The organism is Haloarcula sebkhae, assembly GCF_014647415.1.
Classification (GTDB): Archaea; Halobacteriota; Halobacteria; order Halobacteriales; family Haloarculaceae; genus Haloarcula; species Haloarcula sebkhae.
Map to the genome: position 1 here is coordinate 1 of NZ_BMPD01000015.1, position 16663 is coordinate 16663.

Here is a 16663-nt window from a genome sequence, read left to right on the forward strand (position 1 = left end):
ACACCACTACAACCACGAACGACCGAACCAAGCACTCGACGGACGAACGCCAGCTGAGGAGATTCAGAACTAGACAGTGCCGTTCGAGCACACCTTCCGCGGCGAGGTGATCGAGATCGTGAATCTCCAAGACCTCGTCGGCGTCGCAGATGAACACGCGGTGATCGGTCACCGCACCAGCGAAGCGGTGCTCGTGACTGTTGGTATCAGTCCCGATGAGAGTGGTCCCATACGGGAGGCCGGTACGTTCTTGTGGATTGGATTGCGTAGTTGCCATTGGTTCGACTTCCGTTCACGCGCGCCCCAGACTCTTCCCATGTCCTTTCCCAGTCCGAGCCAGATGCATACACCGGAGGCGACCAATGACGAGCCACTACGACCTCACGGGCTTCCAGCGCGATCTGCTCGAAGCCATCGCCGCCGTCGAGGACGACCCATATGGCCTTGCACTCAAGGACTATCTCGACGAGCGCTACGCCGACCCGATCAATCACAGCCGCCTCTACCAGAATCTCGACCAGCTCGCCAACGAGGACCTCCTCACCCGTGAGGAACTCGACGCTCGCACGAACAAATATACGCTGACTGACGCTGGCAGACAGTTACTCCAGCGCCAAGTAGACACACTCACGAGCCTGTGTCCGAAGGCCCGCCACATCGCTGTCAGGGGTGACAAATGATGCCCCGCCAATCGATAGAGGGTCGCCAAACGGCAACTCAAACTGGGGTCCCAGTCGGGCGATGCTGTCAGAGGGACGTGATCACGGGGCAGGTGATTACCGACTGGCACCCCCTCCGAGGAAACACAGAACTCATCAATAAATGTTACTCTCAGTACAAGCAACATAGTTCGCCTCGTGAACCGGTCCGCCGCCGACCGTGGCGGCGAACCGTCTCGTATGCCTCTGACAATATTCCAGTACAAAGTACTCTGCTTTGTGCTGGCACTCGCCATGTAAGTGACAAGTATAAATGTAATTTACGATTTATATTTGGGACAGGAGATAGCTCGAAACGCTCGGAAACGGGGGCTCTGGCCTTGCCACAATTAGGTGGACGTGAATATCCAGCGAAACTCCACAGGGCCACCGTCGACTTGCCCCCGCCACGAGCGCCTCTCAAGCGTACTTGGATATCCCTGTGTCGACTGTCGAGTTACTGAGACAGCAGCCCCGAGTCACCGGCCAGCGACAGACGACAGTCACGGCTGAATAACTTCCGTGTCCTCAGCGCCAGAACGGTGTGTGGCAGCTAGGGTAAAGCGGCGTGCCACGCACCACCCATAGTCGCCGTTCCCGACGACAGGTCCTGCACCCAACACATTCACTCAGACAAGCGAGGTTCGGGGAAACATGGAGCGCGGGGCAGCACCTATCATGCAATACAAGTGACGGGGTTGATAATTTTTATCCAATTCTATGCCGCGCTGGCGGGCATTCATGAAGCCGCTGGTATCGCTGCCAGCAGCAGAATGGGCGACAGCCATGGGCAAATGGCCTGTCACAACCCATTCAGCGTCGCCAACGTCGGCGACGGGTTCTAGTCCCGGGCTATTCGGGAGACCGGATGAGTCCTGTGAGGATGCTGCGTGGGACCCAGAACCCATCGAAGCATCGGACGAGTCCCAGCAAAAACGCTTTCGATAGTCGCAGCATCGCAAGCCGGCGGTGGACTACGTCTCGTCATAGTCGATTCCAGCAGCAGAAAGGTGGGTCGCTGTTGGGGGGAAGTGGTGTGCGACACACCTATGGGAGTCGTCATCCGCGACGACAGGTTCTGGTTCCGATCCCAGACCATTCGATGAGTTTGGGGTGGAATGGGGTGGGGTGGAACAGGATGGGATCGAACGGGAACCAGAACCCAACTAACCGGTATAGAATCGGTACCAATATCTCTTGGGATTCAAGTATGCTGTTGGGTGATTTGGCGAGTACTGCGGGCCGTACATTCCCCTCCCAGGAGGTGGGCCGATGACGCCTCAACCAAGCGTCGGCGAGATCGTCGCCATCACGACCACCGACAGCGACCCGCTATTGCTGGTCAGTACCATCGCTGACGACCACGTGACCGGCGTCTTGCTGGCAGACCTTGCAACCGAGACGCTCCAACGGCTGCAAGCGTCCGAACCCGACACAGCCACGCGCCAGCAGCTGGCTGCGGCCATCGGTCGGACTGACGAACTGATGTCATTCACGGTTCCGCTCACAGATTGTGCGCTGGTGGAACGCGACAGCAGCCGTCCTGGGTCCTTCGAGGGAGGTGAGCACTGATGGCCCGCGCTAACCCATCGCCGGGGACTGCGACCGAGACAGCGCCACCAGACACGACCCAGTGGCGACTCCGCTACACGGTCGGGGATCTGGAACACTACACCGAGTGGACGGCCGACTTCCCGACCGTCGAGAACTACTACGACCAGTACTGCCGCGGTGACTGCGCCCACGATGTCGTCATCGAGCGGCGGGCGGTGGTCGAGCGATGACGGGCCACGGCAACCACTACGGCGTTGATCTTGCGGACCACGGCGTCGACGAGCACCCGCTCCGGTGTGAGTCGGCTGCCGGTGTTACTGCCACAGAACAAGCAATGGGGGCTGACCCATGACAGTGGGTGGTCTCCCCAGAGTTGCCACGTGGCAGAGCCACCGGATGGCCCGGGGTTGCCACGAGGCAACCGCACTAACTGCCCGCAGATAGCGCTGACTGCGTCACCGAGAGCCCGTGCCGTGGTCGGCACTGCCTGGTTCGATTCCAGGCACGGGCACTGTGGTCACGATGCCACGACAAACGACCTCCGAAGATGACAGCGGGACCGATAGCACAGCCACCGATCAAGCGCTCGCCGATGAGCTTGGCATGGATATTGGACAAGAGAGTCCGGACACCGACGACCTGCAGTCACTCGTTGCCCAGCTCGAAGACGAGGTGTCACCCCCCGTTTCGAGTGTTCTTGCACTACTGGTTGGGACCATCGATGACCTCCAGAAGCGCGTCGAGGATCTCGAAGCAGAGCTTGAACAGACCCACGACGTTGCCACCACAGCAGTCGGCAACGCCGCGACGAACGAACAGCGCCTCGACGAAGTCGAAGACAAGCAAGAGACCACCCACGACGTTGCAAAGAGTGCCATCGCCAAAGCACAACAACTCGAAGCCGACCCCGACCAGCAAGAAGACGCTGAGGGACTGCCTGAGGGTATCGAACCCAGTAGTTCGCCGCTGGATTTCTTCGCGAACTGCCGGCAGTCAAAGGTCAAGACCATGTTCGTCGAGCGGTCGAACCGCCAGAACACCTACCGCGCCATCAGTATCGCCAAACGGTGGCCGGAATTTGCCACGAAACGAACCGACGGCAGCGGCGTGTTCATGACGAAAGCCGACCTGCAGACGGCCATAACGGCTAAGCTCGGCAAGGAACCACATCGCCAGACGATCAAGCGCGTCTGGGAGAAACTGGTCGAGATTGGCGGCGACGATATCGTCGAAAAGACGCGACAGGTCGGACGGGACCAGACCAAGACCGAACTCCTCGCGATGGATATGGAGACTGCCGAGGGGTTGCTTGAGAAACGCTACATCGGCCTCGACCTGCTGGAGAACAGTGATCACAAAGCCACGACGGGTGGCGTCACACCCGTTGTGGTGGAGTCGTCGCCCTAACCCTGTGACACGCACCAACCACGACGTGAATCGGCACTGAATCGACGCTGTTAGACGCGGTGGCACGTGCCCTGTCGCTGCCGACGCCGCTGTCTGCTAGCTGCAGGAACCGGGAGCGACCCCATCTTTGCAGGAGTGTAGTGAGTGGTCGTAACACGAACGGAGCGACCACAGCAACTCCAACCCTCACAACGGGTGTGACGCCAAGAGTCAACCGGTTGTAACCAGCCTGATCTAGTGATCAGTCCCTGCTTATGAAGGACAGCGAAACAGACCATGAGAATCGAACCCTCTTCGAGTTAGGGCTGGACTTGGTCAGTCGGCCGGACGAGGATTTCATTGATATCCATGTGTTCCGGTTTCGACACGACGAAGGTAATCGTCCGGGCGATATCTTCGGGACGGAGTGAACGCATTGACCCAGTGTACTGTTTGATTTCCTGCTGGATCTCCTCGTTGGGGATGTCCTCAAGAAGTTCTGTGGCGACCGACCCCGGCTCGATCGTCGCCACTCTGATGCCCTCTGCAGCAACGTCTAGGCGGAGTGAATCGCCAAATATTTTCACACCGGCTTTCGCCGCATTGTAGTGCGATCCGTTCTCTATCAGGAACCGGCCGGCGACCGAGGAGAGATTGACGACGTGTCCACTCTCTTGTTCGCGCATCGTTGGGATGACGGCGTGCGTGAGTGTGATGAGCCCCCGGAGATTGACATCGATGGTTGTTTGGAGGGTCTCGCGGTCTGCATCCCCGATATGCGTCAGTGGCATATACCCTGCGTTGTTCACCAGAATGTCTATTCGCCCGTATTCGTCAAGTGTCGCATCAACGAGCGCGTCAATGTCGTCGTCACTCGTAATATCTGTCGGGACGACGAGTGCATCCCCATCTTCCGCCTCAATCTGAGCTTGAAGCTCCTGTAGTTCGGTTTCGCGCCGTGCCGCGACAACAACGCTTGCGCCACGTGCTGCGAGGGCTTTCGCTGTTGCTTCCCCAATCCCGGAGGACGCACCAGTGACGATCGCAACTTGTTCATCTAGTTCGGAACCAAAGTCGACTGACATCGCTAGAACAGAGGCCCACGCCGGGTGAGACGTTGATGCTATCTGGAAAGGGTGTTTATATACCGGGGGTGTCGAGTGAGGAGGTCAAGAGTTGGCGCTCACCGCGACGGAGGAGCGCGGAGAGAGAGAGGGCTGTGAGATACCTAATTCCTCGGCGAGTTCCTCCACTGTGACTTGCCGTGGGCTCTCATAATATCCACGGGAGACGGCAAGTGATAGCGCCTCGCGCTGGCGTTCAGTCAATCCATCTTGGTGGAGGTCATCGGATTCGGGGGAGTTGGGCGCAATAGAGATGAGGTCAAGTGAAACTCCGTTCTCTTCCATCATCATACGGAATTCGTTGAACGTCACGTGGTCTTTGAACACCTTCGTCTCACGCCAGCCGTCCGGCGTTATGGTCGTCGATTTCATCTTTGCGACCCCAGAGCGGCCATCGTCGATCGAAGTAAACGGCGTGTCCGCGAGCTCAACATGGAGTTCGTAGACTGTTTTGTCGTCCGTTTCCACAAGTGGGGTGACCCCTTTGACCTCGTCGAGAGTTTCGAGGTCTGCTTCGGAAACCCCAGCCGCAGTATCTATCTTGGCAACAAAGGTTTGGACATCGGGTTGGAGGAAGCGTGATGACGAGTCGTTTAGTGACGCCGTGGAGCGGCTTATCGGTGGACACTCACTTAGTGACCTACGCGGCGTGTTCGACGCGGACCAGGTGACCGAGATGCGGGACGCCATCGAGCAGGCTAACGAGGACGACCGCGACGAGGTTCGAGATGTCGCGGAGCGATTCGAATGATTGTCGATACGAGCTTCATTTTGGATATCATCGACGGTGTCGAAGCGGCCGTCGAGAAGAAACGGGAGCTCGAAGCAGCGAACGTTCCATTGGTGATTCCATCAATGACAGTCTTGGAATTGTACATTGGCGTTGGGAAGATCGCGAATACCAGTGAAGAACGTCAGACGGTAGAAGCCGTGCTTGACTCGTATCCACTGATCGATATGACCCCAAGCATCTCCCGTCGCGCCGGTCGGCTCCTCAGTGAACAGATGGCTGATGCGGATGACGGTGAAGGGCCAGGTATTGGCAAAGGAGACGCGGCAATCGCTGCAACCGCTATAGAGCATGATGAGCCTGTTCTCGCCGGCGACAGCCACTTCGGAACCATTCTCGGTGTAACTCACGAAAGCTATCGGTAGCGGAACTTCTCACAGTTCGAGTTCTGCAAATGCTTCATCGATAACATCCTCGCTTGGGGCGTTCAGGTAGGGCTCGATGGTGGCGAATGAATCCCAGCCGCCGACGGCCATCACGACGCGTGGATTCATTTGTTCGTCGACAAGCAGGCGCTGAGCGAATCGGCGGCGGAGGTCGTGGGTACTCACTTTCTGGAAGTCCTTGTCGCCAGTTGTCTCAGCTGCGCGTTCGGCAGTCCGTCGAACCACGGCCCGGACACCAGGTTGGGTCAGATCGATGAAGGGGTCCTTGGGAGCGATATTGTGCTCGTTCTGGAAACGCTGGAGGTCACGCTCGACGCGATCTGGGAGGAACGCATCGCGAGGCTTTCCACCGTTGCCACTGGTGTCTTTCCCGTCTTGGACACGCAGCCGGTATTGCTTGCTCTCGGTTTCCTTGACATCGACAGGGCGGACCTGTGGGATCTCGAAGGCGCGCAGGCCGACAAACGCCCCGAGCTGAATGACGATCTCGTCGCGTTGGCTGTTGGTGGCCTGACGGAGGTCCTCGATTTCACTGTCGGTGAGCCAGACTTTGTGCTCGTTTCCGGCGGTCGATTCAATACGCATTACGATTGCTTTATTTTCCGTTACTAAAGGGGGTATTGGTCGGGCGAATACCCCACCGTTTCCGCTGTTATCAGGCATATCTGTTACGACTAATTGTACAAGTCGTAATTACGCTAACGTCGGGGCTTGGAGTCAACTACGATGTTCCCTGGACACCGAACACACCTCGAAGGGTGGATAAATTACGCGCGTTCTATGTCCCTCCTCAATCAAATACTCAATAACAAAATCCCACGCGTTGAGGTCATAGTGAATCGTTGCGGGGTGAGTCTTTGGCTCGTAGTCACTTGGATTGCTATTTTCTTGTACTGCGTCCCATACCAGTGTCTTGAGGCCAATTCTCCAACCGTGGCCGCCCCTATCGCGGATGTCCGACGGTTCCGAATCAGTGGTTGAACTGAGATATCCGGCTTCCTTCACAACGATTCTTTCGTATCACATCTCGTCTTTACCCATCATCTCCCTTCTAGACATAAATCCGCCTGTTCGATTCTGTTTCGACGGCGTCAATCTTCGGCACGTTGTCGGATAGCAGCTACTGGGTGGACTGGCGGTCATGCTGAGTCAGTATTGCGGCAATATGTTTAATAGTAAATAGAACCGCGATGAAGTTACCGACAACAGCACGGGGGCTGCATAGATGCTCAACGACGAATCTGATGATAACGAGACGTTCCTGTATAAACTCGAACGGGAATCAGAAGTTCAGAAGCTAATCGCACATCTAAAACGGAGCAAAAAGACCTACGTTCGACGGCGAGCGGCCACAATGTTAGGGAACATTTCAGAAATCCCGGATTCCAACGAGCGACGTCAGGCTGCCAAAGCACTGGTCAGCGCTGTTAAAACAGATGAAGACGACAGCGTTCGAGCGGCTGCGATCGACGCGCTGTATCAGCGGGGTGAAGAAGCGTTCGACTATCTGGTCGCGGAACTCGCTGAGATGGAGCTCTCGGAGGCAACTGAGCGAACTGTGACGGGGCTGCTCACTGAGTGGTTATCAGCTGACCGGCTTGAATTCCGAATGGTCGCGGCGACGGCACTCGGCGAGCGTGGTGCGACGGCGGCCGTTCCGGATCTGGTTCGGGCGTTAACTGACCCGGCTCCTCGTGTTCGCACACGAGCAGCACAGGCGTGTGGGCGACTGTCAGACCTGCGAGCTGTCTCACCACTAAGTGAGCGCCTCTCAGATGACCGGCAACAGGTGCGGGAAGCTGCCGCTAACGCGCTGGGGGCCATTGGGACTGATCGCGCGCTTGCAGAGTTAGTCCCCATAACTCAGGCAGATGAGGAGACGCTTCGACTCACTGCGGTTGATGAACTCGGACAGTTTGGCTCAGTGAAACCGGTTGTGGTCCTTGTTGATGCTCTTGATGATAACTCATCAACTGTCCAGCAGGCAGCAATGCTCTCTTTGCTAGAGTTGCTTACGACAGCCTCCTCGGAGGAGCTTGAACTTATTCGCGGGACCGTTGTCGATGAGCTGGCCCGAACAGACGTGCAGGCAACAGTCCCGGCACTACTTGATATCGCTACAGACGGGACACGGCGGCGGTACCGGCAGACAGCGATCTGGTTGTTGACCCGCATTACTGGTGATCGATATCGATCCGAAGTAATTGACTGCCTGCTCTCGGCTTTAAACGATGTCGACGAGGAGACCGCGAAGCTAGCCGAAGCAGTACTACCAGAACTCCGGTGCCCTGAGCTGGAGAAGCGCCTCCGGGTATATTTGAGCCGTGAACGTGGGTCCGAAGATGCACAGGATCGTGTTCAAACAGTTCTTGATGAGATCTGCGATGGCTCCTCTGGAGAACTTGTGACAACAGGTGTTGACTATACATATGTCGACAGTCCGGCCGACTACACGAACCAGTATAGTTCGCGTGACTGACTGAGTCTCCTGCTACAGGGTGGTAAATCGCGAGCCCTTTGCCTGAATATGCAGGTCAAATAGTTCTTTGAGAACATTGATCTCCGACTCGGGCTGTGCGCTCGGATTCAGGTAGTAGTGGGTGAGCGCATCCATGTTTGCCAACCGTGAGTTCAGGACGTGAACAAACTTGAATGCCGTCTCAGTATCAAATAGACGAAGCAGTGCGCTGAGAATATCAAATCCAACGGTTAGCCGCGAGTTGCTCGTCTGCTGTTCGTCCAAGACACGAATGAGCGTCTCACCAAGTTCAGTTATACTTATTCCCTTATCTAAAATAGCGACGTCAAGCGGCGCCGCCTCCAGATCAATATCTGTTACATCGGCGAATGGCTGTGCTTTGGTCGTGAGAATTGTCGTCCAAGCTGGCCAAGATTGAAGTGCGTTATCAAGCAATCGAACGCGCTCTGCTGGGTTGTTAGTGACAAAAACTGCAATGTCAGCTGGCGATGTGAAGTGCACGCGGGCATTGTTGGCTCCCGTGCTTTCCAGTGGTGAGAGTATTAAGATGTTACCGGTTCGGTTAATCCGGTCGGCCACATGAACACTCGAGTCGATGAGTGAGGAGACGTGTTTGAACAGGTGATCTTTGAATTTGGCTATGCCTTCGTCGGCGTCGTAGCTCTGACTGGTTTTGTCGCAGTACGGGCAATCCCACCTGATACCGAACTCATCTGACTCAACAGTGTGTCTGTAATGTGAGAGCAAGTGCGATTTCACCACACCGGCGACTTTTGACTGCTTCGACGACCAGACTGTGAACTTACACTCCCGACACTGCCATTGGTGGACCATCCGGGTAAACTACAGCTAATTTAGAGACAAAAATAAACTTATTCATGTACATTCACAGATGGGCTACCCAGTCGTAACTAGATCGGATAGACGATAGTATTGACAACTAATGTACTAGTAAAATTAGCAAAACGGCTACATTCTCTCTAGTTACTCACGGTGTGCTTGGATGACACTGCGAATCCGGTCAGCTAAAAGTTCGTACTGTTCGGGAGTCGCCTCTTTTTCGACATAGTCCGTAATGCCGACTGCGACAGCATCAGGGATAACCGTTTCACTATCACGTGAAGTGAAGAAAATAAATGGGAGTTCCGGGTACTGCATCCGAGTTATCTGCAAAAGCTCACACCCGTCAATTCCGGGCATATCAAAGTCTGAAATGACACAATCTGGCTTATGATCATGTATTATATCTAAACATTCGCTCGCATCAGTGGCTACTATGACATTAAATGACTCCTCCTCGCGCTCAAGAAACTCGTCAGTTAGGGCCAGTAAGTCCGGCTCATCGTCGACGTGGAGTACCCGAATGGTATCTTGAGCACTGCTCGACATATTTAGGTCTTGAATGACATTTGCAAAAATAGCTTGGTCTAGTTATCAAATATGATATTGAAAATGAACTACTGGATGAGATAATCCGACTTCCTATGGTTCATATACTATATTGCTCTTGTGAAGCACGCTGTTGATTCTGAAGGCACTGGAAGACGACGAAATACAGATAGCACCATCCCTTACGGCTTATATGATAAGTCGTTACCACTCCCTTACAAGGAACACCGGTCTGCTTGCTCAGCCAGTTTGGAAAATAGATGAGATAGTGTCAATTCTGAAAGAGGATTTAGTAGCTGTGGAAAAACGGGGACAAATACGTCACGTATCAAACGACACTACTACCCAACCAGAAATAACTCCCCAGCGTCAAATATGGTGAATTGCGTCAGAAAGATGTCGGCGATCCTCTCACCGATCCATCGAACAACCTCGCCTGCTGTCCTCTGATATTCCGGGAACATTATCCCGAGGAGAACTCCCGTCAAGATACCTGCCGGAATACCTAGTACCAGACCAAACAGGATGTAGTCCTGACGCTCAAAGTTGCCCAACAAATCAGAAAATTCCCGCTGCTCAGTAATTTCTTTTTCCTTCACTCCCGGGTCGAAGTTGGAGCCGTCTTCACTCTCTTCAGGTGGGTCATACGAGCTCATGGGTTCGGCCTCAAGAGTTCAATTTTCATATTACAATAGAGGGACAGGATCGTAATACGAGTTTCTCTCAAACTGTCTATATACAGGCCCGAATCAGCATCCCCATTCTCTGTCTCTTACCCCACATGACTGATGAAACCTGAATAGTTTGAATCTCTTATCAAGAAAGAACTCGCTGCAGTGAGAGCGCCTAATCTAAGGAGACTGATGTGGCCAGCGGGCTTGAGTGCGAATCTAGTGTGCCGCCAAGCGACATCGTCACCGCTGGCAGCGGCGGTCGAAACTGGGTGACCGATCGGATAATCGAGGCTGTTAACCAGATTGCTTTCCTGTGATATCTGCACGACCTCTTTGCCAAGATGTATGATGCTATTGCGCTGAGTCGGTTAGAGCTACTCTGACCGAGCTAGTGGGTTTAGTTCCTATTAGTCGCGCCACCAGTGTCATCTAGTTTGAATACCGGATCAAGTCTTGGGATCAGTCAGTATCCGGTCACGTTGCCGACTGCAGCAGAGCATGTGAGCGCCGCAACTAATTGTATGACTGGGCCGAAACCAGCACTTGAAGCCGCTGACGCGACAATCATTGCAATTACAAGCCCGGCTAAACCGATCGCCGCTTCGCGGACAACAATGCGGCGGAATCGGCAACGTCGGTCGCTCGGTTGCGTCTGGAGTACCAGGAGCACATCATGGTATCGCGTCTGTACGAGGTTGTTCGTTACCACAGCGAACAGGCCAGCGATGGACACCCACGACCCCCAGCTAATGCCGAATACCAGATCGAAGTCAAGCGCGAATACGCTTAGCTCGGCTGGCCGCTGGCCTCCAGACGTCGGCGGCGAAGGTTCGGCCCCACCGCCTACGGCTTCTTCATGGCTGTCGGTTGACGTATCGGTCGTCGCCTCAGTGGGTATTTCAGTCGGTTCGTCAGTTGGTGTCGTCGTCTCTGGGGTATCGGTACCTCTCTCAATAGCGCCACTGCCGCCCTCGACAGTGTCTGATTCAGCATCCCGAAAAGGGTCTAATCGGTATACGACCTTCTTTTTATATCCAGATTATACGGTTTTAGAAGACGGGTATGAGTAGCAGCAAAAATATCTCCAATAGGAAATAGTGGCACTACGTATTCACAATATTTTTCTAAATCAATTGAATCTGAGATACTATGTATGTAGTAAGTTTTCATACCAGTGGTCCACGATGAATCGCCATAACTTATCAACTGTCTTCAGGTGGGGAACAATTGGCTTCGGTATTACCGTCTTTCTTTTGATCATAATTATCGGTACTAGTGCTGTGATTGCACAACCAGTACCACCGAACTCCTACTACGGCGTTGCTCAGGCCGATGGAGCTCCAGCACCGGAGGGAACTATTATTGTCGCTGTCGCAGACGGTGTCAAGCAGGACTCTATTTCTGTTGGCTCCAACGGAAAGTACGGGAGTTCCTCTGGTGAGAAGCTCAATGTGGACAGCGATATTAACTCGAAGGTTACTTTTCACGTAGATACTGTTGATGGCCCTCAAGCGGACCAGACAGATTCGGACCCAACAGCGGAAGTAGAGGAACTTGACCTGACATTCCCAAGAGGTGCATTCAGTGACTCATCCTCAACAGAGACCGAAACGGCGACTGAAACCGAAACGGCGACTGAAACCGAAACGGCGACTGAAACCGAAACGGCGACTGAAACCGAAACGGCGACTGAAACCGAAACAGCGACTGAAACCGAAACGGCGACAGCGACACCAACAGGACCAGTCACCGAAATGGGTTCACAAACCGAAACAGAAGCCAAAACGACATCGAAGACCACCACTGCCCCGACGTCAGCAAATACCGACGATACATCCGAAGAGACATCGACAGCCGGTGATATTTCAGCTGAAATTACAATAACAAGTGCAAGCCTCAATCGGACACAAGTAGCGCCAAATAGGGTGATTTTGGTAAACGCAACATTACAGAATACAGGCGATGCGACAGCGTCTACCGCTGTGTCGCTAATGGTCGGTGAGACACGAGCAGCGACAAATAACTACACGCTGCCGGCTGGTGAAAGCCGCGACATCCAGTTTCGCTACCGCGCAAATGAAACTGGAGAGTTCCCAGTCTCTGTTGGACAAACCAGCGCTGGGACACTCACTGTCGACGGGAGTGATGGCTTGATTCCGTGGGGCATACTCCGAGCCATATTTCTCTTTATCTTTCTCCCAGTAGCAATCATTTATGCCATCCTGAAAGCACTTGCAATCTACTACGGCTACTAAATTTCATCCTATTCAATAACTATAATCTACTCCTGCAGAATGTTAGAGATAACAATTAGGGATCGTACTGCTCATCTTTAATTACGCCATACTTTTCACCGGAGTCAATATAGATATAGTAACCTTGGTAAGCCGTCATACCACTACTTAGCTCTTTGAATTCCATATTGTTAGGGCTACTGGCAGAATCTGTTGTTGATTTGGAGACGTACACGTTATCGCTTGTCCCGAGGCTAATCGAACCAAGTTCGTTGGACTCGCTGATAGTTGACCCGTCATTCAGGTCCGGGGTTGCAGTGACAAGATTGTACCCTTCGTATAGATGCCGTGTGTGTTCTCCACTACTATCGCTGAAGGTGTATCCGATACGGGCAGAATTGTTTATGCCGTGAATGTAGTACGCTGAACCTGCAGTTTTCAGGTCTGGGTTACTGTCCCAACTGTCGTCAGTGGGGTCATAGTGCAACTGACTATTCGTGTACTGCAAATCTACGCTTTCAGCGTCCATAGGCGTACCTTCAATCTGGTATCCTTCTTTGAGATTATTGGCTTCATCAACGAGTGTTACCGTATCGGTAGCTGATCCCGAGTCAGCCGCTGTAAGTTCAACCGTCACATCACCTGTCCTCTGACTGTTCGAGATCTGTTCAGGATTGATTCTGGTATCAATACTACCACTACTAACTGGGACATCGTAGTTGTGGCCTCCGACTCTGAGCGTGGTGTCTTTGTCTACGATTGCGTTACCCCGCGGGTCAGCGATGCCATCGGCAGTTACCCGAACAGTGGTGTTCTCATCTTTAACAATACCGATGAAATTCTGGTGGATAGTAAGCGAACTGACTGAGGCAATGTCCGTTACGAGGTCAATTGAATTACTCTCCGTAGCGGTGTTCCCATGGTCATCCTTAGCAGATACAGTCAGTGAAACCGACCCATCGCCAACGTCCGGATCAGAGACAGTGAACTTCTCTTTGTAGGTACTCCCGGAGTCCAACGAAAGAGACAAAGAAGAACTTTCGCCCAAGTTCGATGCATCAACTGTCACCGTATCGATGCCCGATGTCGCGTCGGTTACGTCGGCTGACACACTGACTGTATCACCAACTTGGACTTCTCCATCTCCATCGGTTTGGTCTATTACTGAGACTTTATTGATGTTGTTACTATTGAATTGAGGGTCGGTAGTATCGAGTGTGAATGATTGTTTGAGGTCCGAATAATCCGGGCCGTCGAAATACGACGCAGTGTTGCTCGCTTTATCGGTAGCTCTTACGTATATACGATATTCTCCATCATTTAAATTATTAACCTGCGACATATCATAGCTCCAGTCACCGCTGCTGACCTGCGCGTCGCGCCAATCCGGTGAAGCTGAACTGAAGTCAGATCCATCGTAGTAGTTGTCGTTGCTATCTCGGATTGCGACTTCAACTTTATCAAGGTGCTTATCCCTGGCAGTCCCCTCAACTGTCGGGGCTGATGTCGGTTCTGAGATGCTATCGAGCTCTACCGTCGGAGCAGTATCATCGACAGCAAATGTCGTCGAGTCGTCTGGCTCAATATACCCATCTCGGTGGTCGACCTTGACAGTTGCAGTACCTTCGTCAAGCGTGGTGTCGAGACTGCTCAAATCAATTTCAGTGGTAAACGAACCCGAATCAACCAATGTGTCTGATTCGGAATCCGATTTCGAAATATAATCGCTGTTTCCGCTTGCATCTTCTATAAGGAATGTAACTGTGGTAGAGCTGTCAGAATCAAGGTTACCGGTTATCTCAACCGTTCCGTCAGGTGCTGCAACATCTTCCGTAATATTCAGTGTGCTGTCACTGACGGCGGCACTGGCACTGTCACTGAATGTAACTGTTACCGTGGTGAATGATAGTATTAGAATGATCGACAACCCGACGGCCTGAACGGTACTTTGCGATAGTGTTTGGCTCATAGTTTGTGACCTGTCTGTTTGATCTCTTGGATGCCTTCTCCCGATCTGCTGCTGCCATGCCAAGGTAATTATTGACAGGTACGCAGTTATCTGCCTATCAGCTGCGCTTTATTGTATAGTAATCAATATATCTATACCATTAATAAAGGCTTGGCCACCATTATCGAATTTGAAAGTGGGGATTTCAACTCATTCATAGAACTACCGCAAGGCTACATAGAATCTCTCAATATCTATATTCAGCAAACCTTCCTGACAGTTTATGTGTAATTGACAACTTGATATGACATGACGCGCGTTTCCACTGACGGTTATCTCCACGAGAATCACAAGATATGATTGATGAGTACTGACCTTCTCTCGTAATTCGTGAGATATCGGACACGTCAGAAGGCATCTCCTGCTAAGCCTACGTTCTATACTGACCGGAAGACTCGCGAATAGAACCGCTGAATTCAGAACAACTGATAAAGAAACCATATTAGCAACTACTGGTAAAGTAATAGATGTGATTTAATCGTCTGCCACTACCCGGGTGATTGAAATCCGAGTATCGTCAATACTCGGGGACTACGGCCCGATTCGAACTCCTGAGTCGTCCAAGTAAGATAGATCCGGATCCGCAAAATCCGATGGGCAGTTGCCTCGTGGCAGTCGCTACAGAACTCTTCGAGGATGGGCCGCCATGGTGAGAGTCCCAGCTCGTCGAGGATCTCCTAGTAGTCGAGGTATCCGAGTTCAGCGTATTTGTCCGGCGGAATACCTAGGAGCCCAGAGCCATAGACCGAGCCCAGCAGGATGTGTGACGGATGGCTAGCCGGTGACCCGGGATACGAGTATCTGCATGCTATGGCTCGCTCACCGACGACGTCGACGCCCACCACGGCTCCAAATGTGCGACGAATCCATCGACCATTTCTTTTACGACGAAGAAAGCACGTAACGTCTTATGATGGTAGTTGTAGGAACTCTCTAAGAGAATTTCGAGCTGCACCGCGACCGCAATCCTGAGCACAGCTCGGAAACGAGCAGGTCCGGCAGTAAGTAACAGCGGTCGCTCTTCCTACTGTTCTCAGCGTGTCGATATCAGACAGTGACGACGGTGCCTTCTGATCGTGTCGAGACACGCAACAATATCGGCAAGCGCTGGGCACGTCACTGAACAATCGTTGTACAGGTATTGGACAAGGCTGGTCCCATCGATACCAGAGAAGGCAGCAACTGATCGGCTGTGGAGCCGTTGTTGGCGGGTCATCGCTGCTGTCTTGCAGTCTTTTTCGATTTCGGCGAGTTGATCGTCGATACGATCGAGGCGGACTGGATCGGTCGTTTGGCGTGCGTTTGCACCAAGCGTGGCCCCGCGACGTTCGCAATCGTCAAGTGTCTTTTCGGCTGACTGTAACGATTCGCGTTCGCGTTCGAGCGCCGGAAGTAGCGTTCCACGTTCATCGCGCGCGCCCTCGCTTGCGGCTAGCAACGCCTCATATAATTGCGGGGTCAGGCGTGTTCCCGTAGCGATCTGCGTGCCGAGTTCTGGCCCGAACTCCAACGACATGTTCTCCTCCAGCGAGTCGTTGTACTCGGTTTCGAAGTGTGGTACGGACATTACCGTTTCGTGGTAGGCCTCCCGGACAGCACGCAGACTGGTTTCAGGCTTAGGCTGTCGGGTTCCGAGCGCCGACATCCCGCCGGCTGACGTATCGGCAGCGCCTACGGGGTGTACCGTTGGCTCGATAGACACAAGACTGGCCCGAAAGCGCCTGAAAGCCGTCAGCTCAGCTTCTATACAGTCTATCTCTCGCTGGACAACGGCGAGTGCTTCCTCAATTCGCGGTTGGCTTGTCTCAGTCTTGGACACGAGGCGCTCATTTGAACCATTAATTCACGAAAGATGATTAATGGCACTGTCTAGTTGAGCGAGTTTGAGAAGTGAGCAGGCCGTTGCGAGAACTGTTCATGGAACTCGCAGACCTGCTCAGA

The 16663-nt window shown here is 53.2% G+C and carries 17 protein-coding genes and 1 pseudogene; 10 read left to right on the forward strand and 8 right to left on the reverse strand.

Annotated elements, in window-relative coordinates; all coding sequences use genetic code 11:
• The 6 genes and pseudogenes from IEY38_RS21045 to IEY38_RS21065 all read left to right on the forward strand — a co-directional run.
• Positions 1-73: pseudogene (locus tag IEY38_RS21045) on the forward strand (IS6 family transposase); the annotation flags it as partial.
• 289 nt (positions 74-362) lie between these two features.
• Positions 363-680, forward strand: a complete 318-nt coding sequence (locus tag IEY38_RS21050; protein ID WP_004592149.1) for a PadR family transcriptional regulator — start codon at positions 363-365, stop codon at positions 678-680.
• A gap of 1290 nt (positions 681-1970) precedes the next feature.
• Positions 1971-2270: a hypothetical protein gene (locus tag IEY38_RS21055; RefSeq protein ID WP_004592147.1), complete on the forward strand. Its 300-nt coding sequence runs from the start codon at positions 1971-1973 to the stop codon at positions 2268-2270.
• Complete coding sequence (locus tag IEY38_RS21060; protein WP_004592144.1) at positions 2270-2482, forward strand: hypothetical protein; 213 nt, start codon at positions 2270-2272, stop codon at positions 2480-2482. The genes IEY38_RS21055 and IEY38_RS21060 overlap by 1 nt, the downstream gene beginning before the upstream one ends.
• Complete coding sequence (locus tag IEY38_RS21745) at positions 2479-2604, forward strand: hypothetical protein (RefSeq protein WP_268238787.1); 126 nt, start codon at positions 2479-2481, stop codon at positions 2602-2604. The genes IEY38_RS21060 and IEY38_RS21745 overlap by 4 nt, the downstream gene beginning before the upstream one ends.
• 170 nt (positions 2605-2774) lie before the next feature.
• Positions 2775-3659 carry a hypothetical protein gene (locus tag IEY38_RS21065; protein WP_004592142.1) on the forward strand — a complete coding sequence of 295 codons (885 nt, stop codon included), beginning with the start codon at positions 2775-2777 and terminating at the stop codon, positions 3657-3659.
• Between the two features lie 299 nt (positions 3660-3958).
• Here IEY38_RS21065 and IEY38_RS21070 read toward each other — a convergent pair whose 3' ends face one another.
• Together IEY38_RS21070 and IEY38_RS21075 are read right to left on the reverse strand one after the other, a co-directional pair.
• Positions 3959-4723: an SDR family oxidoreductase gene (locus IEY38_RS21070; RefSeq protein ID WP_004592140.1), complete on the reverse strand. Its 765-nt coding sequence runs from the start codon at positions 4721-4723 to the stop codon at positions 3959-3961.
• Between the two features lie 84 nt (positions 4724-4807).
• The gene (locus tag IEY38_RS21075; protein WP_004592138.1) at positions 4808-5230 is read right to left on the reverse strand and encodes a helix-turn-helix domain-containing protein; all 423 of its coding nucleotides are present in this window, start codon (positions 5228-5230) and stop codon (positions 4808-4810) included.
• A gap of 70 nt (positions 5231-5300) precedes the next feature.
• Here IEY38_RS21075 and IEY38_RS21080 point away from each other — a divergent pair, with 70 nt between their 5' ends.
• Entirely contained in the window at positions 5301-5513 is a 213-nt protein-coding gene (locus tag IEY38_RS21080; RefSeq protein WP_049909282.1) for an antitoxin VapB family protein, read from the forward strand.
• Positions 5510-5917, forward strand: a complete 408-nt coding sequence (locus tag IEY38_RS21085; protein WP_004592136.1) for a PIN domain-containing protein — start codon at positions 5510-5512, stop codon at positions 5915-5917. The genes IEY38_RS21080 and IEY38_RS21085 overlap by 4 nt, the downstream gene beginning before the upstream one ends.
• A 9-nt stretch (positions 5918-5926) precedes the next feature.
• On the opposite strand, the gene IEY38_RS21090 is transcribed toward IEY38_RS21085, so the two are convergent.
• Complete coding sequence (locus IEY38_RS21090) at positions 5927-6523, reverse strand: site-specific integrase (protein WP_004592134.1); 597 nt, start codon at positions 6521-6523, stop codon at positions 5927-5929.
• 640 nt (positions 6524-7163) lie between these two features.
• Here IEY38_RS21090 and IEY38_RS21095 point away from each other — a divergent pair.
• Positions 7164-8417, forward strand: coding sequence for a HEAT repeat domain-containing protein (locus IEY38_RS21095; protein ID WP_004592132.1), 1254 nt, complete (start codon positions 7164-7166; stop codon positions 8415-8417).
• Positions 8418-8429: 12 nt separating this feature from the next.
• Here the strand turns inward: IEY38_RS21095 and IEY38_RS21100 are convergent, their stop codons facing one another.
• From IEY38_RS21100 to IEY38_RS21110, 3 genes are all read right to left on the reverse strand, one after another.
• Positions 8430-9179 carry a DUF7504 family protein gene (locus IEY38_RS21100; protein WP_229775428.1) on the reverse strand — a complete coding sequence of 250 codons (750 nt, stop codon included), beginning with the start codon at positions 9177-9179 and terminating at the stop codon, positions 8430-8432.
• A gap of 222 nt (positions 9180-9401) precedes the next feature.
• The gene (locus IEY38_RS21105; RefSeq protein ID WP_004592128.1) at positions 9402-9806 is read right to left on the reverse strand and encodes a response regulator; all 405 of its coding nucleotides are present in this window, start codon (positions 9804-9806) and stop codon (positions 9402-9404) included.
• Positions 9807-10147: 341 nt separating this feature from the next.
• Complete coding sequence (locus IEY38_RS21110) at positions 10148-10462, reverse strand: hypothetical protein (RefSeq protein ID WP_004592126.1); 315 nt, start codon at positions 10460-10462, stop codon at positions 10148-10150.
• Positions 10463-11664: 1202 nt separating this feature from the next.
• On the opposite strand from IEY38_RS21110, the gene IEY38_RS21115 reads away from it, so the two are divergent.
• Positions 11665-12735: a hypothetical protein gene (locus IEY38_RS21115; protein ID WP_188980994.1), complete on the forward strand. Its 1071-nt coding sequence runs from the start codon at positions 11665-11667 to the stop codon at positions 12733-12735.
• Between the two features lie 55 nt (positions 12736-12790).
• On the opposite strand, the gene IEY38_RS21120 is transcribed toward IEY38_RS21115, so the two are convergent.
• The gene (locus tag IEY38_RS21120) at positions 12791-14683 is read right to left on the reverse strand and encodes a hypothetical protein (protein WP_004592123.1); all 1893 of its coding nucleotides are present in this window, start codon (positions 14681-14683) and stop codon (positions 12791-12793) included.
• A gap of 1072 nt (positions 14684-15755) precedes the next feature.
• Positions 15756-16541, reverse strand: a complete 786-nt coding sequence (locus IEY38_RS21125) for a DUF7260 family protein (protein ID WP_049909280.1) — start codon at positions 16539-16541, stop codon at positions 15756-15758.
• Positions 16542-16663: the final 122 nt, after the last annotated feature.